At 71.0% G+C, this 15,309-nt stretch carries 14 protein-coding genes; 6 read left to right on the top strand and 8 right to left on the bottom strand.

The features are described 5' to 3' along the window. Positions 1–6: 6 nt before the first annotated feature. Positions 7–753 carry a hypothetical protein gene (locus tag OG933_RS01370; protein ID WP_405624879.1) on the top strand — a complete coding sequence of 249 codons (747 nt, stop codon included), beginning with the start codon at positions 7–9 and terminating at the stop codon, positions 751–753. A gap of 217 nt (positions 754–970) precedes the next feature. On the opposite strand, the gene OG933_RS01365 is transcribed toward OG933_RS01370, so the two are convergent. The 3 genes from OG933_RS01365 to OG933_RS01355 are packed head-to-tail and all read right to left on the bottom strand — an operon-like array spanning position 971 to position 3,676. Then, a complete protein-coding gene (locus OG933_RS01365; RefSeq protein ID WP_405624878.1) occupies positions 971–1,741 on the bottom strand; it encodes an SDR family NAD(P)-dependent oxidoreductase in 771 nt (256 codons plus the stop codon). An 8-nt stretch (positions 1,742–1,749) separates the two neighbouring features. Continuing rightward, positions 1,750–2,514 carry an SDR family NAD(P)-dependent oxidoreductase gene (locus tag OG933_RS01360; protein ID WP_362532755.1) on the bottom strand — a complete coding sequence of 255 codons (765 nt, stop codon included), beginning with the start codon at positions 2,512–2,514 and terminating at the stop codon, positions 1,750–1,752. A gap of 31 nt (positions 2,515–2,545) precedes the next feature. Beyond that, entirely contained in the window at positions 2,546–3,676 is a 1,131-nt protein-coding gene (locus OG933_RS01355) for an acyl-CoA dehydrogenase family protein (RefSeq protein ID WP_405624877.1), read from the bottom strand. A gap of 98 nt (positions 3,677–3,774) precedes the next feature. Here OG933_RS01355 and OG933_RS01350 point away from each other — a divergent pair, with 98 nt between their 5' ends. After that, entirely contained in the window at positions 3,775–4,947 is a 1,173-nt protein-coding gene (locus OG933_RS01350; protein ID WP_405624876.1) for a thiolase family protein, read from the top strand. A gap of 174 nt (positions 4,948–5,121) precedes the next feature. Here OG933_RS01350 and OG933_RS01345 read toward each other — a convergent pair whose 3' ends face one another. Next, positions 5,122–6,600, bottom strand: a complete 1,479-nt coding sequence (locus tag OG933_RS01345; RefSeq protein WP_405624874.1) for an aldehyde dehydrogenase family protein — start codon at positions 6,598–6,600, stop codon at positions 5,122–5,124. Positions 6,601–6,854: 254 nt separating this feature from the next. Here OG933_RS01345 and OG933_RS01340 point away from each other — a divergent pair, with 254 nt between their 5' ends. Then, on the top strand, positions 6,855–8,114 hold the full coding sequence (locus OG933_RS01340; RefSeq protein WP_405624873.1) for an amidohydrolase family protein: 1,260 nt from the start codon (positions 6,855–6,857) through the stop codon (positions 8,112–8,114). Positions 8,115–8,199: 85 nt separating this feature from the next. Here OG933_RS01340 and OG933_RS01335 read toward each other — a convergent pair whose 3' ends face one another. Beyond that, a complete protein-coding gene (locus tag OG933_RS01335; protein WP_405624872.1) occupies positions 8,200–9,210 on the bottom strand; it encodes an LLM class flavin-dependent oxidoreductase in 1,011 nt (336 codons plus the stop codon). Positions 9,211–9,261: 51 nt separating this feature from the next. Beyond that, complete coding sequence (locus tag OG933_RS01330; RefSeq protein WP_405624871.1) at positions 9,262–10,035, bottom strand: enoyl-CoA hydratase/isomerase family protein; 774 nt, start codon at positions 10,033–10,035, stop codon at positions 9,262–9,264. Positions 10,036–10,137: 102 nt separating this feature from the next. On the opposite strand from OG933_RS01330, the gene OG933_RS01325 reads away from it, so the two are divergent. Genes OG933_RS01325 through OG933_RS01315 form a run of 3 tightly spaced genes read left to right on the top strand, consistent with a single transcriptional unit; the run spans position 10,138 to position 13,032 of the window. Further along, positions 10,138–10,449 carry a hypothetical protein gene (locus tag OG933_RS01325; RefSeq protein ID WP_362532776.1) on the top strand — a complete coding sequence of 104 codons (312 nt, stop codon included), beginning with the start codon at positions 10,138–10,140 and terminating at the stop codon, positions 10,447–10,449. 16 nt (positions 10,450–10,465) lie between these two features. Beyond that, on the top strand, positions 10,466–12,001 hold the full coding sequence (locus OG933_RS01320) for a class I adenylate-forming enzyme family protein (RefSeq protein ID WP_405624870.1): 1,536 nt from the start codon (positions 10,466–10,468) through the stop codon (positions 11,999–12,001). Next, positions 11,998–13,032 carry a phosphotransferase family protein gene (locus tag OG933_RS01315; protein ID WP_405624869.1) on the top strand — a complete coding sequence of 345 codons (1,035 nt, stop codon included), beginning with the start codon at positions 11,998–12,000 and terminating at the stop codon, positions 13,030–13,032. The genes OG933_RS01320 and OG933_RS01315 overlap by 4 nt, the downstream gene beginning before the upstream one ends. 145 nt (positions 13,033–13,177) lie before the next feature. Here OG933_RS01315 and OG933_RS01310 read toward each other — a convergent pair whose 3' ends face one another. After that, entirely contained in the window at positions 13,178–13,969 is a 792-nt protein-coding gene (locus tag OG933_RS01310) for a glucose 1-dehydrogenase (protein WP_362532786.1), read from the bottom strand. Then, positions 13,966–15,285, bottom strand: coding sequence for an acyl-CoA dehydrogenase family protein (locus OG933_RS01305; protein WP_405624868.1), 1,320 nt, complete (start codon positions 15,283–15,285; stop codon positions 13,966–13,968). Before OG933_RS01305 ends, OG933_RS01310 begins: the two co-directional genes overlap by 4 nt. Positions 15,286–15,309: the final 24 nt, after the last annotated feature.

The raw sequence follows: 15,309 nt of genomic DNA, 5'->3' as shown, positions 1-15,309 counted from the left end.
CCGCAGATGAAGAAAGACCACTACATAAGACTGCAACGCGTGTCGGCGTGGTGTGGCGTCATCCTTTTCGTGGGATTCTTCGCCGCATTCGCCGTGGGCCATCTCACCCCGCCGATGAGCCCGACGGAGAGCCCCGAGGACATCGCCGCCTTCCTCAAGGACCACCGCACGGGGATCCTCACCTGTGTCGCCCTGATGGTTCTGCTCATCCCGTTCGAGTACCCGTACGTCATCGTGACGAGCATGCAACTGCGCCGGGTCGAGGGCGGCTGGGGGATGCTGTCCATGATCCAGCTCACCACGGGCATCATGGCCCCGGCCGGGTTCTTCTTCCCGCTCGCGATCCTCGCCGCCGCGGCCTACCGACCGGAGAGCCACTCCCCGGACGTCCTGTCCGCGATGACCGACATCTTCTGGCTCATGTTCGTGGGCAACGCCTGCGTCTTCGTCCTTCAGGTCTGGTCGATCGGATACGCCGCGTTCGTCGACCACACCCGGGAGAAGCCGGTCTTCCCGCGCTGGTACGGCTGGCTCAGCCTCGTGCTGGGAGTGCTGCTGATCCCGGGCGCCTTCATCTTCCTTAACCGGACCGGACCGCTCGCCTGGGACGGACTGCTCGCGTATCTGATCCCCTCGATCGCGTACGTCTTCTGGAAGATCGCCACGCCGTACGTGCTGCTGAAGGCGATCACGAGGGAGGAGAAGGAACTGGCCGAGACCGCCGCCGTGGCGGCCGAGCCGGTGACCGCGTAGGACCCTTGCGACGGCGTGACAACAGCCGAATCTCACCCCTGGCACGAGCGCACGAGCGCACGAGCGCACGGGAGCCTGCGGTGGCCGTCGGCCGGACGATCTCCGAGCCGGCCGACGCGCCGACGGCGGTCCACGGACGGAGCGGCAGAAGCTGCGCAAGCGCTTCTGCCGCTTCGACGCATCCGGACCCTCCGGAGCGGGCCGCGTGTTCCGCAGGCTAGACCGAGAGCGCGAACCCGCCCGTCACACGGAGGGTTTCGCCGGTGACGAAGGACGCCCTCGACGAGACCAGATGGAGCAGCGCCTCGACGACGTCCTGCTCCTCGCCCTCCCGTCGCAGGATCTGTTCCCCGAGGACGCGGTCCGCCTCGGCGGCGGACAGTTCGGCCCGGACCGCGTCGGTGAAGATCAGTCCCGGCGCGATGGCGTTGACCCTGATGCCGTCGGCGGCGAACTCGCGGGCGAAGGAGACCGTCAGGCCCCGCACGGCGAGCTTGGACACGCCGTAGATGCTCCGGTTCGCGTACGCGGCCGACGAGGAGATGTTGACGACGGAGGCGCCGGCGCGGCCTTTCATCGCCTCACGGGCCGCGAGTGAGCAGATGATGACGCCCATGACGTTGACGTCGAGCACGCGCCGCACCTTGGCGAGGCCCAGTTCGGTGAACGGCCTGTTGTAGGCGGCGTGCAGACCGGCGTTGTTGACCAGGATGTCGAGTCCGCCGTGGCGTTCGGCCACACCGTCCACCACCGCGCCGACTTCCGCCTCGTCGGCGACGTCACAGGTGACCGCGGTCGCGCTCGCGCCCCGTGCGGTGAGTTCCGCCGCCGCCTCGGCCGCGGCGGCGCCGTCGATGTCGGCGAGCACGACATGCGCGCCGTGGGCCGACAGCGCCTCGCCGAACGCCTTGCCGAAGCCCCGGCCACCGCCGGTGACGAGGGCCACCTTCCCCTCGTGTTCGCCTTTTGGGCGTGTGTGATCCGGCATCAGAGACCTCACTTCGGTCCGAACCGCTGGCCCGCGTCCAGACGCAGGCACTGGCCGTTCAGCATGGGGTTGTCGACGATCGCCAGGGCGAGCTTGGCGTACTCTTCCGGGCGGCCCAGGCGCCGGGGGAACGCGGCGTCCTTCACCAGCGCGGCCCGCACCTCGGCGGGGATCTTCTCGGTGGCGCCCGTCTCGAACAGGCTGGGCGCGATGGCGACGACACGGATACCGAGCGATCCGAGATCGCGAGCCATGGTGAGGCTCATTCCGGCGATCGCCGCCTTGGCGGCCGAGTAGGCCACCTGCCCCACCTGCCCCTCGAAGGCGGCGATCGACGACGTGTTGACGATGACGCCCCGTTCGCCGTCGGGGTCCTCGCGCTCGTTACGGCTCATGTGCGCGGCGGCCAGACGGCTGACGTTGAACGTGGCGACGGCGTTGAGGTCGAGCACCCGGCGGAAGGTCTCCAGGTCGTGCGGACCGCCCTTGGCGAGGGTGCGTCGAACGCTGCCGCCGCCCGCGGTGGTGACCGAGACATGCAGCCCGCCGAGGGCCTCCACGGCGGCGTCCAACGCGCTCTCGGTCCCCTCGAAGTCGGTCACGTCGACGGGATGGAAGATCCCGCCGAGCGTGGCGGCGACCTCCTCGCCCGCCGATGCCGGACGGTCGAGCACGGCGACGTCGGCGCCGCGGGCCGCGAGCAGTTCGGCGGTGGCCCGGCCCATGCCGGAGGCGCCGCCGAACACCACGGCCTTCTTGCCCTTGATCTCCATGGGAACCTTTCGGATCGTTCGCTTCGTTCGCTCAGGCGGACGCGGACGCGGACGCTCGGCGCAGGAGGGTGCACAACCGGTCGCGGTGCACGGCGGCGTCGCCGTACAGCACACTGTCGGCCCGGGCGCGCCGCAGGTGGAGGTGGAGGTCGTGCTCCCAGGTGAAGCCGATGCCGCCGTGCAGCTGGAGAGCCCGGGCCGCGACCTCGCCGGTCCCGGCCGCGACGTACGAGGCGGCGGCGCAGGCGTCCCGGGAGGCCTCGTCGGCACCCGCGTCGGCGGCCATCGCCGCGTAGGCGGTGGCGGCGCGGGCGCCGTGGACCAGCAGCGCCATGTCGGCGCACGCGTGCTTGACGGCCTGGAACGTTCCGATCGGCTGCCCGAACTGCACGCGGGACTTCGTGTGTGCGACCGTGAGTTCCAGCATGCGCTCCATCACCCCGAGTGCGTCGGCGCACCGCAGCACCGAAGCCTCGTCGAGCAGCCGCTGGATCTCTTCGGGCCCGCCGGCGAGGCGGCGTTCCGGTGGCACCCGGACACCCTCGAGCCGGATCTCGTAGAACGAACGAGTGGGATCCAGGACCTGCTGCCGTCGGACGGTGACACCAATGGCGGCCCGCTCGACCAGGAACGACGCCGGGACCCCGCCGTGGCGCGCGGTGACGAGCAGCCAGCGGGCGCCGCCCGCATCCTGCACCGCCGTCTTGACCCCGTCGAGGACGATCGCGTCCTTGTCGGTCCTGGCGGTGGCGCGGACGCCGTCGAGGGACCAGGGGGCGTGCGGCTCGGCGAAGGCCCAGGTGGCCCAGCCCGCTCCGGCGGCGAGCGCGGGCAGCACCTCGGCCCGCAGGTCAGGCGACGCCGTGGCGGCGAGCGCCCGGCCGACGATCGCCGTGGGCGTGAACGGGCCCCGCCCGAGCGCGCGCCCGATCTCCTCGGCGACGAGCGCGAGTTCCACCAGGCCCTGGCCGGCGCCACCGTACGCCGCGGGCAGGCAGAGACCGGGCCAGCCGAGGTCGGCCGTCAACCTCCACACCTCGGGATCGACGTCTTCGTCGCGATCCGTCCACGCCCGTACGTGCTCGATCGGGGCCCGATCCGACAGCAGGTCGCGCGAGGCCTCGCGCAGCATGTCCTGCTCCTCGCTGAGCTCGAAGTTCACCAGAGCAAGGTATCCTCTATTGCGGACAGGGTCGAGATGCTGGGGCGATATGGCGGTAACTTTGTCAGCGACTCCTTGATTTAAGTACTCTTAATTCCATGGTTGATGCCGTTCTTCTCTCCGCGTGCCGCACCGCGATCGGAACCGCCCGCCGAGGAACCCTGCGGGACACCGGCGCCTTCGAACTCGCCGCGGTCGTCGTCCGCGAGGCCGCGCGGCGCAGCGGACTGCCCCCCGAGACGATCGACGACGTCGTCCTCGGCGAATCCCTGGCCGGAGGCGGGGACATCGCCCGGTACGCGGCGCTCCAGGCGGGGCTGACGCACGTCCCGGGCCAGGCGCACAACCGGCACTGCGCCTCCGGCCTCGCGAGCGTGGCGACCGCCGCCGCGAGCGTGCGCGCCGGGATGGACCGCGTGGTGATCGCGGGCGGGACGCATTCGTCGTCGACGGCGCCGGTGGCCCGGCGACGCATACCGGGCACCGAGGACTGGCAGGACCCCTGGATGTCGCCGACCCATGTCCCGACGCCCGACGCCCCCAACGACGACATGGGGGTCCTCGTCGGCTGGAACACGGCCCGGCTGGCAGGCCTCACCCGCGCGGAGATGGACGCCTGGGCGCTGCGTTCCCACGAGCGGGCCGTGCGGGCCATCGACGAAGGCCGGTTCCGCGACGAGATCGTGCCGGTGAAGGTCACCGGCCGGGACGGAGCGACCTCGGTCTTCGACACCGACGAGCATCCGCGACGCGACACCAGCGCGGAGAAGCTCGCCGCGCTGAAGGTGCTGCACCCCGAGATCGACGGGTTCTCCATCACGGCCGGCAACTCCAGTGGCGTCAACGACGGCTCGGCCGCGGTCGTCGTCGCCGGTTCGGACGTGGCCGCCGCCCATGGCCTCACCCCGCTCGCCACCGTGCGGGCCTGGGCGAGCGTGGGAGTCGACCCCGTCGAGACGGGGCTCGCGCCGATCGCCGCGATCCGCAAGGCCCTCGACCGCGCCGGACTCGGCATCGACGACGTCGACCTGTTCGAGGTCAACGAGGCCTTCGCCGCGGTGGCCGTCGCCACCACCCGGGAACTGCGCCTCGACCCCGAGCGGGTCAACCCGTTCGGCAGCGGGTGCAGCCTCGGCCACCCGATCGCCACCACCGGCACGCGGATGGTCGTGACGTTGGCGCACGAACTGCGGCGCCGGGGCGGCGGGACCGCGGTCGCGGCCATGTGCGCGGGCGGCGGCATGGGCTCGGCCATGGTCCTGACGGTGTGAACGACCGTGGCCTGGAGCTGTGCCGCCGCTGGACGAAGTCGTCTCGGCGGCACGAAGTGGCCGACGTGGCACGGCGGTTCGCGGCGCGCACCCAAGTGAAGGTGACTCTCAAGTAGCGGTCGGACAGTCGGCCGGGCTGCGCACGCGGGGTCGGCATGCCGCCCGGCCGGCCGCTCAGCGCGCGGCCCAGCTGACCGTCTTGGTCTGCAGGTACTCTTCCAGCCCGAACTCGCCCCACTCCCGGCCGAGTCCGCTCTGCTTGTACCCCCCGAAGGCGGCCCGGGGGTTCACTCCCGCGCTGCCGCCGTTGATCGTGACAGCGCCGGTCCGCAGGCGGGAGGCGATGTCGTAGGCGGCCACGGTGTCGGCGCTCCAGACGGCGCCGGCGAGGCCGTACGGACTGTCGTTCGCGATGCGTACCGCCTCCTCGTCGGTGGCGAAGGGGATGACGACGCCGACCGGGCCGAAGAACTCCGTGCGCGCGATGGTCATGTCGTTGTCGACGTCGGCGAAGAGGGTCGGTTCCACGAAATAGCCCCGGTCGAGGTGGGCGGGACGCCCGCCGCCGCGGACGAGACGCGCTCCCTCCTCCTCGCCGACCCGGATCAGCTTCTCGACCTTGTCTCGCTGTGCCTCGCTGATCAGCGGGCCCATGGTGGTGGACGGGTCGGCCGGGTCGCCGACCCTGACCTCGGCGAGAGCCGCGCTCAGTCTGGCGACCAGTTCGTCGTGGACGGACTCGTGGACCAGGGTGCGCGTCAGCAGGGAGCAGCCCTGTCCGGCGTGGGTGGTGATACCCGTCAGCGCGGAGCGGACGGCGCCGTCGAGGTCGGCGTCGGCGCGGACGATGTTGGCCGACTTGCCGCCGAGTTCGAGGACGACCTTCTTCAGGGAGGCCGCGGCCTGGGCGTAGACCGTGCGTCCGACCGCGTCCGACCCGGTGAAGCTGACGAGGTCCACCATGGGGTGGGTGGTCAGCTCGCGGCCGGCCTCGACGTCACCGGTCACGATGTTGAGCACCCCCGGCGGCAGCCCGGCGGCGTCGGCGAAGTCGCCGATGAGCAGGGACTCCAGGGGAGTGGCGGGCGCCGGTTTCAGTACGGCGGTGCAGCCGGCGGCGAGAGCGGGGATCACCTTCATCATGCTGAGGAAGAACGGGAAGTTGTAGGCGGAGATCAGCGCGCACACCCCGAACGCCTCGCGGCGCAACACCCCTTGGGAGACGCCGATGCCCGGTGCGACCGTGGGGTCCATCGGGCGTTCCCAGGAGAAGGCCGGGATCACGCGCTCGGCCATGTCGCGCAGATGCGCCACCGGGACCCGGGTCTGCAGCGTCTCGGCCAGCGCACGGACCGAGCCCGCCTCGGCCATGTTGACGGCCACTAGTTCGGGCAGTCTGCGCTCCATCTCCTCGGCCATGCGCAGCAGGACGGCGGCCCGTTCGATGGGCCTCATCCGTGGCCAGGGGCCCTCGTCGAAGGCGCGCCTGGCCGCCTCGACGGCAAGCCGTACGTCTGCGGGGGAGGAGCCCGCGACCACCGCGACCGTCTCCTCCGTCGCTGGATTGCGGACGGGTACCGGGGTGTCCGACCGGCCGTCGGTCCGGCGCCCGTCGATGTAGAGCCGCGAAGAGAACGAGTACGTCGTCGTCATGTGCCGTCTCCTGATCGCCTGCCAGACCTGTCTAGTTGAGTGTACTGAATTCACCCGACCGGAGAAGAGGGAGGCGTCGTGGGCTCAGTGTCAGCGATCTTTCGGCTTTCGGTTCGCGATCGGTCGCTCATTCCGTATGCGGAATCATTGACTGGACCGTTCGGTACAGCTAACTTCGGCGTCATCCGCGGGGTGGGTTCTGGCGCGAACGACGAGGTTCGAAAGAGGTACCGCCTGTGTTCAAGGAATTTGTCGTGTCCGGCGATTCGCACATCATCGAGCCGGTCGATCTCTTCAAGACCCGACTTCCCGAGCGACTGCGCGACCGTGCGCTGTGGGAAGAGGAGTTCACCCTCGACGAGCCGATCGTCGAGGGCGGACACACCGAGTTCAAGAAGCTGCACACGATCGGCTTCGACGGCTGGACCATCTCGAAGTACCGCCAGCTCGGCGGGGAGACCCCGGACGGCGATCCGGACCACATCATCCGGGACATGAACCTCGACGGCGTCGACGCCTCGGTGTTGTTCCCGAACCTGTCGTTGTTCGTCCTGTTCACCGACGACCACGAGCTGTCCATGGCGCACGCGCGCGTGTGGAACGACTACCTCGTCGAGCGCTACCTCCCGTACAAGGATCGGCTGCGTCCGACGGCCGCGATCCCGCTCACGGACGTCCCCGAGGCCGTGGCGGAGATCGAGCGGTGCGCGCGGCTGGGGCTCGGCGCGATCCTCCTCCCGGAGATCCCGCCCCTGCCGTACTACGCGCGGGAGTACGACCCGGTCTGGGCGGCCGCCCAGGCGCACGGGATGCCGGTGTTCATCCACGTGGCCACCGGCGGGGTGAAGGTCAAGGAGAGCGTGTCGGAGACGGCGATGACCGTCCGGGGACTGATGAACGCCATGAACATGGGCAAGGGCAACCTGACCGACGACATGGTGGCCGGCCGGACCATGGGCAGCGCGGTCGGATCGGCCGTGGCCGGTCCGCAGGGCATCATCGCCAGCCTGGTGGGCGGCGGCGTGTGCGAGCGCTTCCCCGACCTGCACTTCAACCTGATCGAGTACACCGCCGGATGGCTGGTCTCCTTCATGGGCTACATGGACAAGTCCTGGAAGACGGGTACCGGCCAGGACCCCGACTGGTGGCTCGGCTTCTGGGACGACAGCCGCTCGCCCAAGGAGCAGTCCGCCATGGGACGGCTGTTCGCCGTCAACGACAAGTGGCCCTACCCGCTCAAGCCCACCGAGTACGTCCGGCGGCAGATCCACGTGCAGTTCGCCGACGACCCGACGGCCGTCAAGGCCCGCCACATCACCGGTCTGTCGACGGTCATGTGGGGCAACGACTACCCGCATGCGGAGGGCACCTTCCGCAGCAGTGCCGAGTGCATCGCCGAGAGCTTCGAGGGAGTCGACGACGAGGACCGCGCGGCGATCCTGGGGGGCACGCTGGGCGATGTCGTGCACTTCGACAAGAGCAAGAAGCTGGCGCCGGCCCCGCAGGAAGTCTGAGCCACGACCGGACGGCGAGCGGCCCCTGACCGCGACCGGCCCCGGAGCGATCTCGCTCCGGGGCCGGTCGCCCTCCGCGCAGTCGTCAGGCCTCCGTCGGGACCTGGCCGATCAGCGCCAGGGATGCCCGGGCGTAGGCGGCCCGGCGCCGGTGGCTCACCATGAAGCTCGGCGGCGCGAAGTAGCCGACGTCGCGGGGGAACGAGCCGGCGCGGCGCGCGAGCGCGTCCTTCGCCTCGGCCGTCGTTCCGCAGACGGCGATCTCGGTGAGCATGTCGTCGGTGACGGCCCGCGCCATGCCGTCGGTGTCGCCGGCCCGGAACGCCGCACGCAGCTGTGCGACGGGCTCCTGCCAGCCGTGGTGGGCCACGAACGGGTCGTACGTCTTGACGGTGAGGTAGAAGGCGATCATCCGCCGGGCGTCGGCGACGGCGCGTTCGGGTGCGGCGTCGTCGACGGCCGTGATGATCCAGCCGTGTTCGAGAGAGCGGGCGCCGGACCGAGCGCCGCCGGTCGTGCCGCGCTCGACGGAGGGTCGTACGACGTCGTTCCACCAGGAGCCGGTGAACAGCCCGTGCCCGATGACGCCGTCGGCGACCCGGCCCGCGGTGGCGGCCATGCGGGTGTTGAAGGCGGCGAGCAGGACCGGGATGTCCAGCCGGCCCAGCACCGGGGCGCGGACGTCGGCGTCGAGGGCGTAGAACTCGCCGGAGTAGTGGACCCCTTCGCCGTTCTCCGCGTGCAACCAGGCCCGCACGGCACCGACGGTCTCGGCGATCCGGTCCACGGGGCGTTCGGCGGGCACGCCCAGCCAGTCGCGGTTGATCCGGAACGCCGCGCTGCCCAGGCCGAGGAACAGCCGGCCCGGCGCCTGGGCGTGCAGGTGGCGCAGGGCCGTGGCGTGCGCGTAGGGGGTGCGGGCGAACGCGTAGGCGATGGCGGGGCCCGCCAGGGCGTGTTCGGTGTTCGCCACGATGTCGGCCACGGTGAGGTAGGCGTCGTGGTCGGCGAACTCCCCGGCGCAGAAGGCGCCGACACCGGCCTCCTCGGCCTCCCGCGCGACGTCCCGGCCGGGCCAGGGCATGCCGAACCGCATAAGAGCCTCCCCTATAAAAAGTACACTTATTTAGGGGAGGGTAGGGGAGGGTCAGCGCAGTGTCCATCGCCCCCTGGGCACCGCGGGGCGGTCGATCCCGGCCTTTCCGACCGGGTTCCCGAGCTGGGTGTACGACAGTCCGGTGCGCAGCGCCTGGGTGCGCGTCGAGTCGAGCGACTCCCAGATCGCCCGGACGGTGCCCTGGACGGCGGCGGGCGGTTTGGCGGCGATGATGCGCGCGATCTCGTCCGCCCGGCCCCACAGGTGCTCGCGCTCGATCACCTCGCTGACCAGGCCGATCTGCAGGGCGCGCGTCGCCGACACACGCTCGTCCAGGCCGAGCAGCGCGATGCGCAGAGCCTCGCCGAGCGGGATGCGCCGGGCGAGGCCGATCGGTTCCAGGGCGGCGGTGAGTCCGTAGCTGACGTGGGGGTCGAAGAACGTGGCGTCCTGCGAACAGATCATGATGTCGGCCTCGTTGAGCCAGTAGAAGGCGCCGCCGGCGGCCATGCCGTGCACCGCGCACACCAGGGGTTTCCACACCTGGTTCAGCTTCGGCGAGAGGTACTCGCCGGGATCGGTCTGCGACCAGACGTTGGGGTGGCGGTCGATGCCCTCCTTCACGTCCATGCCCGTGCAGAACGCCCGCTCACCCGCACCGCGCAGCACGATGACGCGCACGTCGTCGTCGGCCTTGACGGTGTGCCAGAGGGCCGAGAACTCCTCCAGCATCTCTTGGTTGAAACCGTTCATCACCTCGGGTCGGTTGAGGGTGATCGTGGCGACGTGGTCGGTCACCTCGAACAGCACGGTCTTGAGTTCCACTCGGCAGCTCCGTTCTCGACGCGATCGAGGTAAGTAGTATACTTTTCTCTGGTTACTCGGTACCAGTCACCCGGTACCACGAGAGCCGCGGAGGACACTGCGATGAGGCCACGCGTGGGGCAGATGCTCGCCAGTACGGTCGACACCACGGCGGTGATCGTCGTGCGGTGCCCGGACGAGGAGCTGGAGATCACGTGCGGCGGGGCCGCCATGACCGAGGGGGCCGGGCCGGGGGCAGACGCCCTCGGCACGCCCGATCCCGGTCTGATGGGCGGTGCGTTGCTCGGCAAGCGGTACGCCGACGAGGGCCTCGGTCTCGAACTGCTCTGCACGAAGTCAGGGCCGGGCAGCCTGGCGGCGAACGGCCTTCCGTTGCCGGTGAAGAGCCCCAAGCCGCTCCCGGCCTCGGACTGAGGGGACGGGGCGGCTCATGAACATATCGATGCTGTCGGACATGGCCGCCGAGGGCTTCGCCGACCGGGTCGTCGTCGGGCGCACGGACGACGGGCTGACCGCCGGGCGGTTGCGCGAGCTGGCGGCCGGCGGAGCGCACCTGGTGCGCTCCGCCGGCGCCGACGCGGTCGTCCACCTCGCGGTGAACGGTCCGGCCCTCCCGGTCGCCCTGTTCGCGGCGGCCCGCGCCGGAGTGCCCCTGGTACCGGTCAACTACCGCCTGGGCGAAGCCCAACTCGACGCGCTGCTGGCGAACCACCCGCGCGCACTGGGAATCGCCGACCCGGAGCACGGCGAGGCCCTGCGCCGCGCGGGGCTGCCGGTGCGGAGCCCGGCCGAATGGCTCGCACAGGCCGCGGAGCACGTCGGCCACCCCGCCGCCGAAGCCGGAGGCGATCCGGCGCCCCCGGACACCCCGGCCGTCCTCATCTACACCAGCGGGACGACCTCCGCGCCGAAGGGCGTGGTCCTGCGCCACCGCAACCTGGTGTCGTACGTGCTCGGCACGGTGGAGTTCGCCGGAGCCGGCCCCGACGAGGCGGCCCTGGTGAGTGTTCCGCCCTACCACATCGCCGCCGTGTCCAATGTGCTGACGAACCTGTACGCGGGGCGCCGGGCCCTGACCCTGGAGCAGTTCACGCCGGACGGCTGGCTCGGACTCGCACGGGAGCAGCGGATCACCCACGCGATGGTGGTGCCGACGATGCTCGCCCGCATCATGGACACGGACGGTCTCGACCGGTCCGTGCCCTCGCTGCGCGCGCTCGCGTACGGCGGAGCCCGGATGCCGGTACGGGTCATCGAGGCGGCGCTGCGGACCTGGCCGCGGGTGGACTTCGTGAACGCCTACGGGCTCACGGAGACCTCGTCCACCATCACCGTCCTGGGCCCGCGGGAGCACCGGACGGCCGTGGCGAGCGACGACCCCGTGGTGCGCGCCCGGCTCGGCTCCGCCGGACTGCCGGTGCCCGGCGTCGAGTTGGAGGTGCGCGACGCGTCCGGCGCGGTCGCATCGCCCGGCGCGACCGGGCAGATCTGGGTGCGTGGCGAGCAGGTGTCGGGGGAGTACGCCGGGCAGGGCTCCGCGGTCGACGACCGGGGTTTCTTCCACACCCGCGACCAGGGCCACCTCGACGACGACGGCTATCTCCACATCGAGGGCAGGGCCGACGACACGATCATCCGCGGTGCCGAGAACATCGCGCCCGCCGAGATCGAGGATGTCCTGCTGGGCCACCCGGACGTGCTCGACGCGGTCGTCGTGGGCGTCCCGGACGAGGAGTGGGGCCAACGGATCGAGGCGGTGGTCGTCCTGCGCGACGGTGTGGCGATCGACGCGGATGCCCTGCGCGCGCAGGTGCGCGGCACGCTGCGCGGCTCGAAGACCCCGGACCGCATCACCCGCTGGCGCGAACTGCCCCGCACTGCGACCGGCAAGCTCGTGCGCCGCGACATCGTCGAGGCGCTGACCGCCGAAGGCCGTCAGGCCGTCGGCCGACAGGGATGGACATGAGCGTCGTCGCAGGCAGGGCCGACCTGACAACGCAATTGACGGAGCGCGCCGCCGTCGCGCTCCGCGGCTGGGCTCCCGGGGCCGCCGTGGAGTCGGTCGAGCCCCTCACCGGCGGTACGTCCAGCCTCACCTATGTGGCCGTGCTGTCGGGCGCCCCCGCCGGATACGAGCGCGTCGTCCTCAAGGTGGCCCCGCCCGGCCTGGAGCCGGTCCGCAACCGGGACGTGCTGCGCCAGGCGCGGCTCATGCAGCTGCTGTCGGGAGTTCCCGGGGTGCGGGTGCCGAAGGTGCTCTTCAGCGACAAGGGCGCGCCCACGGCTCGCCAGCCCTTCGTGGCCATGGAGTTGGTGCCCGGGGAGTGCGTGGAACCGGTGCTGGTGCCCAGGGGCGCCCTTCCCGCGAGCCAGGTGAGGGCCCGTGCCCTCGACGCGGCCCGGATGCTCGCCCACCTGCACCGCGTGGACCCCAAGCGAACCGCCCTGGCCGTGGAGCCCGTCGTCACGCCCGGTGCCGAGGTCGACCGCTGGACCCGGGCGTTCACGACCGTGCCCGAGGATCTGCGCACCGGCTACGAGGCGGTCGAGGCACGGCTGCGCGCCACCTTGCCCGCCGCGATGATGCCGGTGTTCACCCACGGCGACTACCGGCTCGGCAACACGCTGTGCGACGCCGACTCGGTCAACGCGGTCATCGACTGGGAGATCTGGTCGCTCGGCGATCCCCGGGTCGACATCACCTGGTTGACCTTCTTCACCGACGAGGCCCGCCACCCGGCGTCCCCGTCGCAGGAGCCGACCGGGATGCCGGGGAAGGCGGAGCTGATCGACGCGTACCAGGAGGCGCGGGGCGAGCGGCTGCCGGAACTGGGTTGGTTCGAGGCACTGACGAAGTACAAGGAGTCCGCCGCGACCGCCCTGCTGATCAAGCGCGGCCGGAAGGCGGACCACCTGACCGCCATGCACCGGCGCATGCTGCCTGCTCTGCCGGTGCTGCTGGAGGAGGCGATGGAACTGCTCGGCCGGCGTGCCTGAACGCTGTGCCGGGAGGCCGGGGCGTTGTCCGCGGTCCGTCGGCCTCGGCCGGTCGCGTCCGTACGGCGGATCCGCACATCGGTAGAGGACGGCGGTACAGGCCCGCGCCCCTTGGGGCGCGGGCGCCCGCGCCGGACCCGCTCGCTCAGTACAGTCCGCCGTCCACCCGGATCAGTGACCCCGTGGTGTAGCCGGAGGCGTCGCTCGCGAGGTACAGCGCGGTGCTGATGATCTCCTCCGGCCGCCCCGGCCGCCCGGCCGCGCTGCGTGTGGTCCGGCGTTTCTCCTCCGACCAGGCCTTGGAGATGTCGGTGAGGAACGGACCGGCCGAGATGGTGTTGACGCGCACCTTCGGGCCGTACTCCAGGGCGAAGACGGCGGTCAGGGCGTTGAGCGCGGCCTTGGCGCCCGCGTAGGGGCCGAACCGCGGTTGCGGGAACAGCGCTCCCGAGGAGGAGATGTTGATGACCGAGCCGCCGTCGCCCTCGGCCATCCGCTGTCCGATCAGCGAGGCGAGCCGGAACGGCCCCTTGAAGTTGACCCCGATCACCTTGTCGAACAGCTCTTCGCTGGTCTCCGCCGAGGAGGGCGCCAGCGGTGACATGCCGGCGTTGTTGACGAGGACGTCGACCTTGCCGAACTCCTCGTACGCGGTGTCGGCGAGCCGGCCGAGGTCGTCCCAGTGGCCCACGTGCGCGGCGACCGGGAGGGCGCGCCGGCCCAGGTCGCGGACCTCCGCGGCGACCGTCTCGCACGCGTCGAGTTTGCGGCTGGCGATCACCACGTCGGCGCCCGCGGTGGCGAAGGCGCGGACCATCTCCCGGCCCAGGCCCCGGCTGCCGCCGGTGACGAGGGCGACCTTGCCGGTCAGGTCGAACAGGTCCGCCGGAGCGATGGACTTGGCGTCACGGCCCTGCGTCTCGCGCCCGCCGCTCATGCGTCCACCCGGCCGCTGAGACTGTCGTCCTCGATGATGTGCGCGTACCGCTTGCGGGCGGCCTCCCGCTTCGGCGGGATGTGCTCGCTGGGGAACAGCCCCTCCGCCGGCCGGTAATTCTTCAGCACCTGCTTGGCGATCGTGGTGCGGTGCACCTCGGTCGGGCCATCGGCGAGGGCGAGGTTGGGGGCGGCCATCCACCACTTGGCGAGCGGGAGTTCGTTGGTGGTGCCGAGCGAGCCGTGCAGGTGCAGGGCCCGCTGGATGACGTCGTGCAGCACTTTGGCCGTCTGGACCTTGCACATGGCGATCTGGGTGCGGGCGGCGCCGTGCGGCTGCGTGTCGATGATCCAGGCGGTGTGCAGCACGAGCAGCCGGAACTGCTGCAGTTCCACCCAGGAGTCCGCGATGAACTGCTGCGTGGCCTGCTTCTCGGCGAGAAGGGTGCCCTGCGTACGACGGGACAGCGCCCGCTCGCACATCATGTCGAAGGCGCGCGTGCACTTGCCCACCGTACGCATCGCGTGATGCACGCGGCCGCCGCCGAGGCGGGCCTGGGCGACCTTGAAGCCCTCACCGGGGCCGCCGAGCATGGCGTCGAGCGGGACGCGGACCTGGTGGTAGCGGATGTAGGCGTGGATGCCCTCGTCGAGGTTGTCGCGTTCGTCCATCGTGCCCACGTTGCGCTTGATCTCGATGCCGGGCGTCTCGGACGGGACGATGAACATCGACATGCGCGTGTGCGGCGGCGCCTCCGGATCGGTGACGGCCATGACGATGAGGAAGGCCGCGTACCGGGCGTTGGAGGAGAACCACTTCTCCCCGTCGATCACCCACTCGTCCCCCTCTCTCCGTGCGTGGCAGACGAACTCCTTGGGGTCGGCGCCCGCCTGCGGCTCGGTCATCGAGAACGTCGAGACGATGTCCCCGTCGAGCAGGGGCCGGAGGTAACGGGCCTTCTGCTCGTCGGTGCCGAACATGGCCAGGATCTCGGCGTTCCCGGTGTCCGGGGCGGCGGTGCCGAACACCGTCGGGGCCCAGTAGGAGCGGCCGAGGATCTCGTTGAGGAGGGCGAGCTTCACCTGGCCGTAGCCCGGTCCGTCCAGTTCGGGACCCAGGTGGCAGGCCCACAGGCCCTGCTCGCGGACCTGCTCCTGCAGCGGCCTCAGGATCGCGCGGGCCTTCTCGTTGCGCGTGTCGTACGGGTCGCCGCCGTGTGGGAACAGGAGGTCGAGCGGCTCGACCTCCTCGCGGACGAAGGCCGCCGCCCAGTCCAGCTTGGCCTGGAACCCAGATTCGATCGTGAAATCCAGCATGACGAAAACAGTATACTTTTTGGC

The sequence above is a fragment of the Streptomyces sp. NBC_00016 genome, from assembly GCF_045040885.1.
In the GTDB taxonomy this organism is placed as follows: Bacteria; Actinomycetota; Actinomycetes; order Streptomycetales; family Streptomycetaceae; genus Streptomyces; species Streptomyces coriariae.
Note: the sequence above shows the minus strand (reverse complement) of the source record. Positions and strands in the feature narration are given on the sequence as shown.

Bases quoted from the DNA above. Each gene is read 5' to 3' on its own strand.
- OG933_RS01345 (WP_405624874.1), bottom strand. From the start codon at position 6,600: ATGACGACGACGTACTCGTTCTCTTCGCGGCTCTACATCGACGGGCGC.
- OG933_RS01350 (WP_405624876.1), top strand. From the start codon at position 3,775: ATGGTTGATGCCGTTCTTCTCTCCGCGTGCCGCACCGCGATCGGAACC.
- OG933_RS01305 (WP_405624868.1), bottom strand. From the start codon at position 15,285: ATGCTGGATTTCACGATCGAATCTGGGTTCCAGGCCAAGCTGGACTGG.
- OG933_RS01310 (WP_362532786.1), bottom strand. From the start codon at position 13,969: ATGAGCGGCGGGCGCGAGACGCAGGGCCGTGACGCCAAGTCCATCGCT.
- OG933_RS01370 (WP_405624879.1), top strand. From the start codon at position 7: ATGAAGAAAGACCACTACATAAGACTGCAACGCGTGTCGGCGTGGTGT.
- OG933_RS01315 (WP_405624869.1), top strand. From the start codon at position 11,998: ATGAGCGTCGTCGCAGGCAGGGCCGACCTGACAACGCAATTGACGGAG.
- OG933_RS01325 (WP_362532776.1), top strand. From the start codon at position 10,138: ATGAGGCCACGCGTGGGGCAGATGCTCGCCAGTACGGTCGACACCACG.
- OG933_RS01320 (WP_405624870.1), top strand. From the start codon at position 10,466: ATGAACATATCGATGCTGTCGGACATGGCCGCCGAGGGCTTCGCCGAC.
- OG933_RS01360 (WP_362532755.1), bottom strand. From the start codon at position 2,514: ATGGAGATCAAGGGCAAGAAGGCCGTGGTGTTCGGCGGCGCCTCCGGC.
- OG933_RS01335 (WP_405624872.1), bottom strand. From the start codon at position 9,210: ATGCGGTTCGGCATGCCCTGGCCCGGCCGGGACGTCGCGCGGGAGGCC.
- OG933_RS01365 (WP_405624878.1), bottom strand. From the start codon at position 1,741: ATGCCGGATCACACACGCCCAAAAGGCGAACACGAGGGGAAGGTGGCC.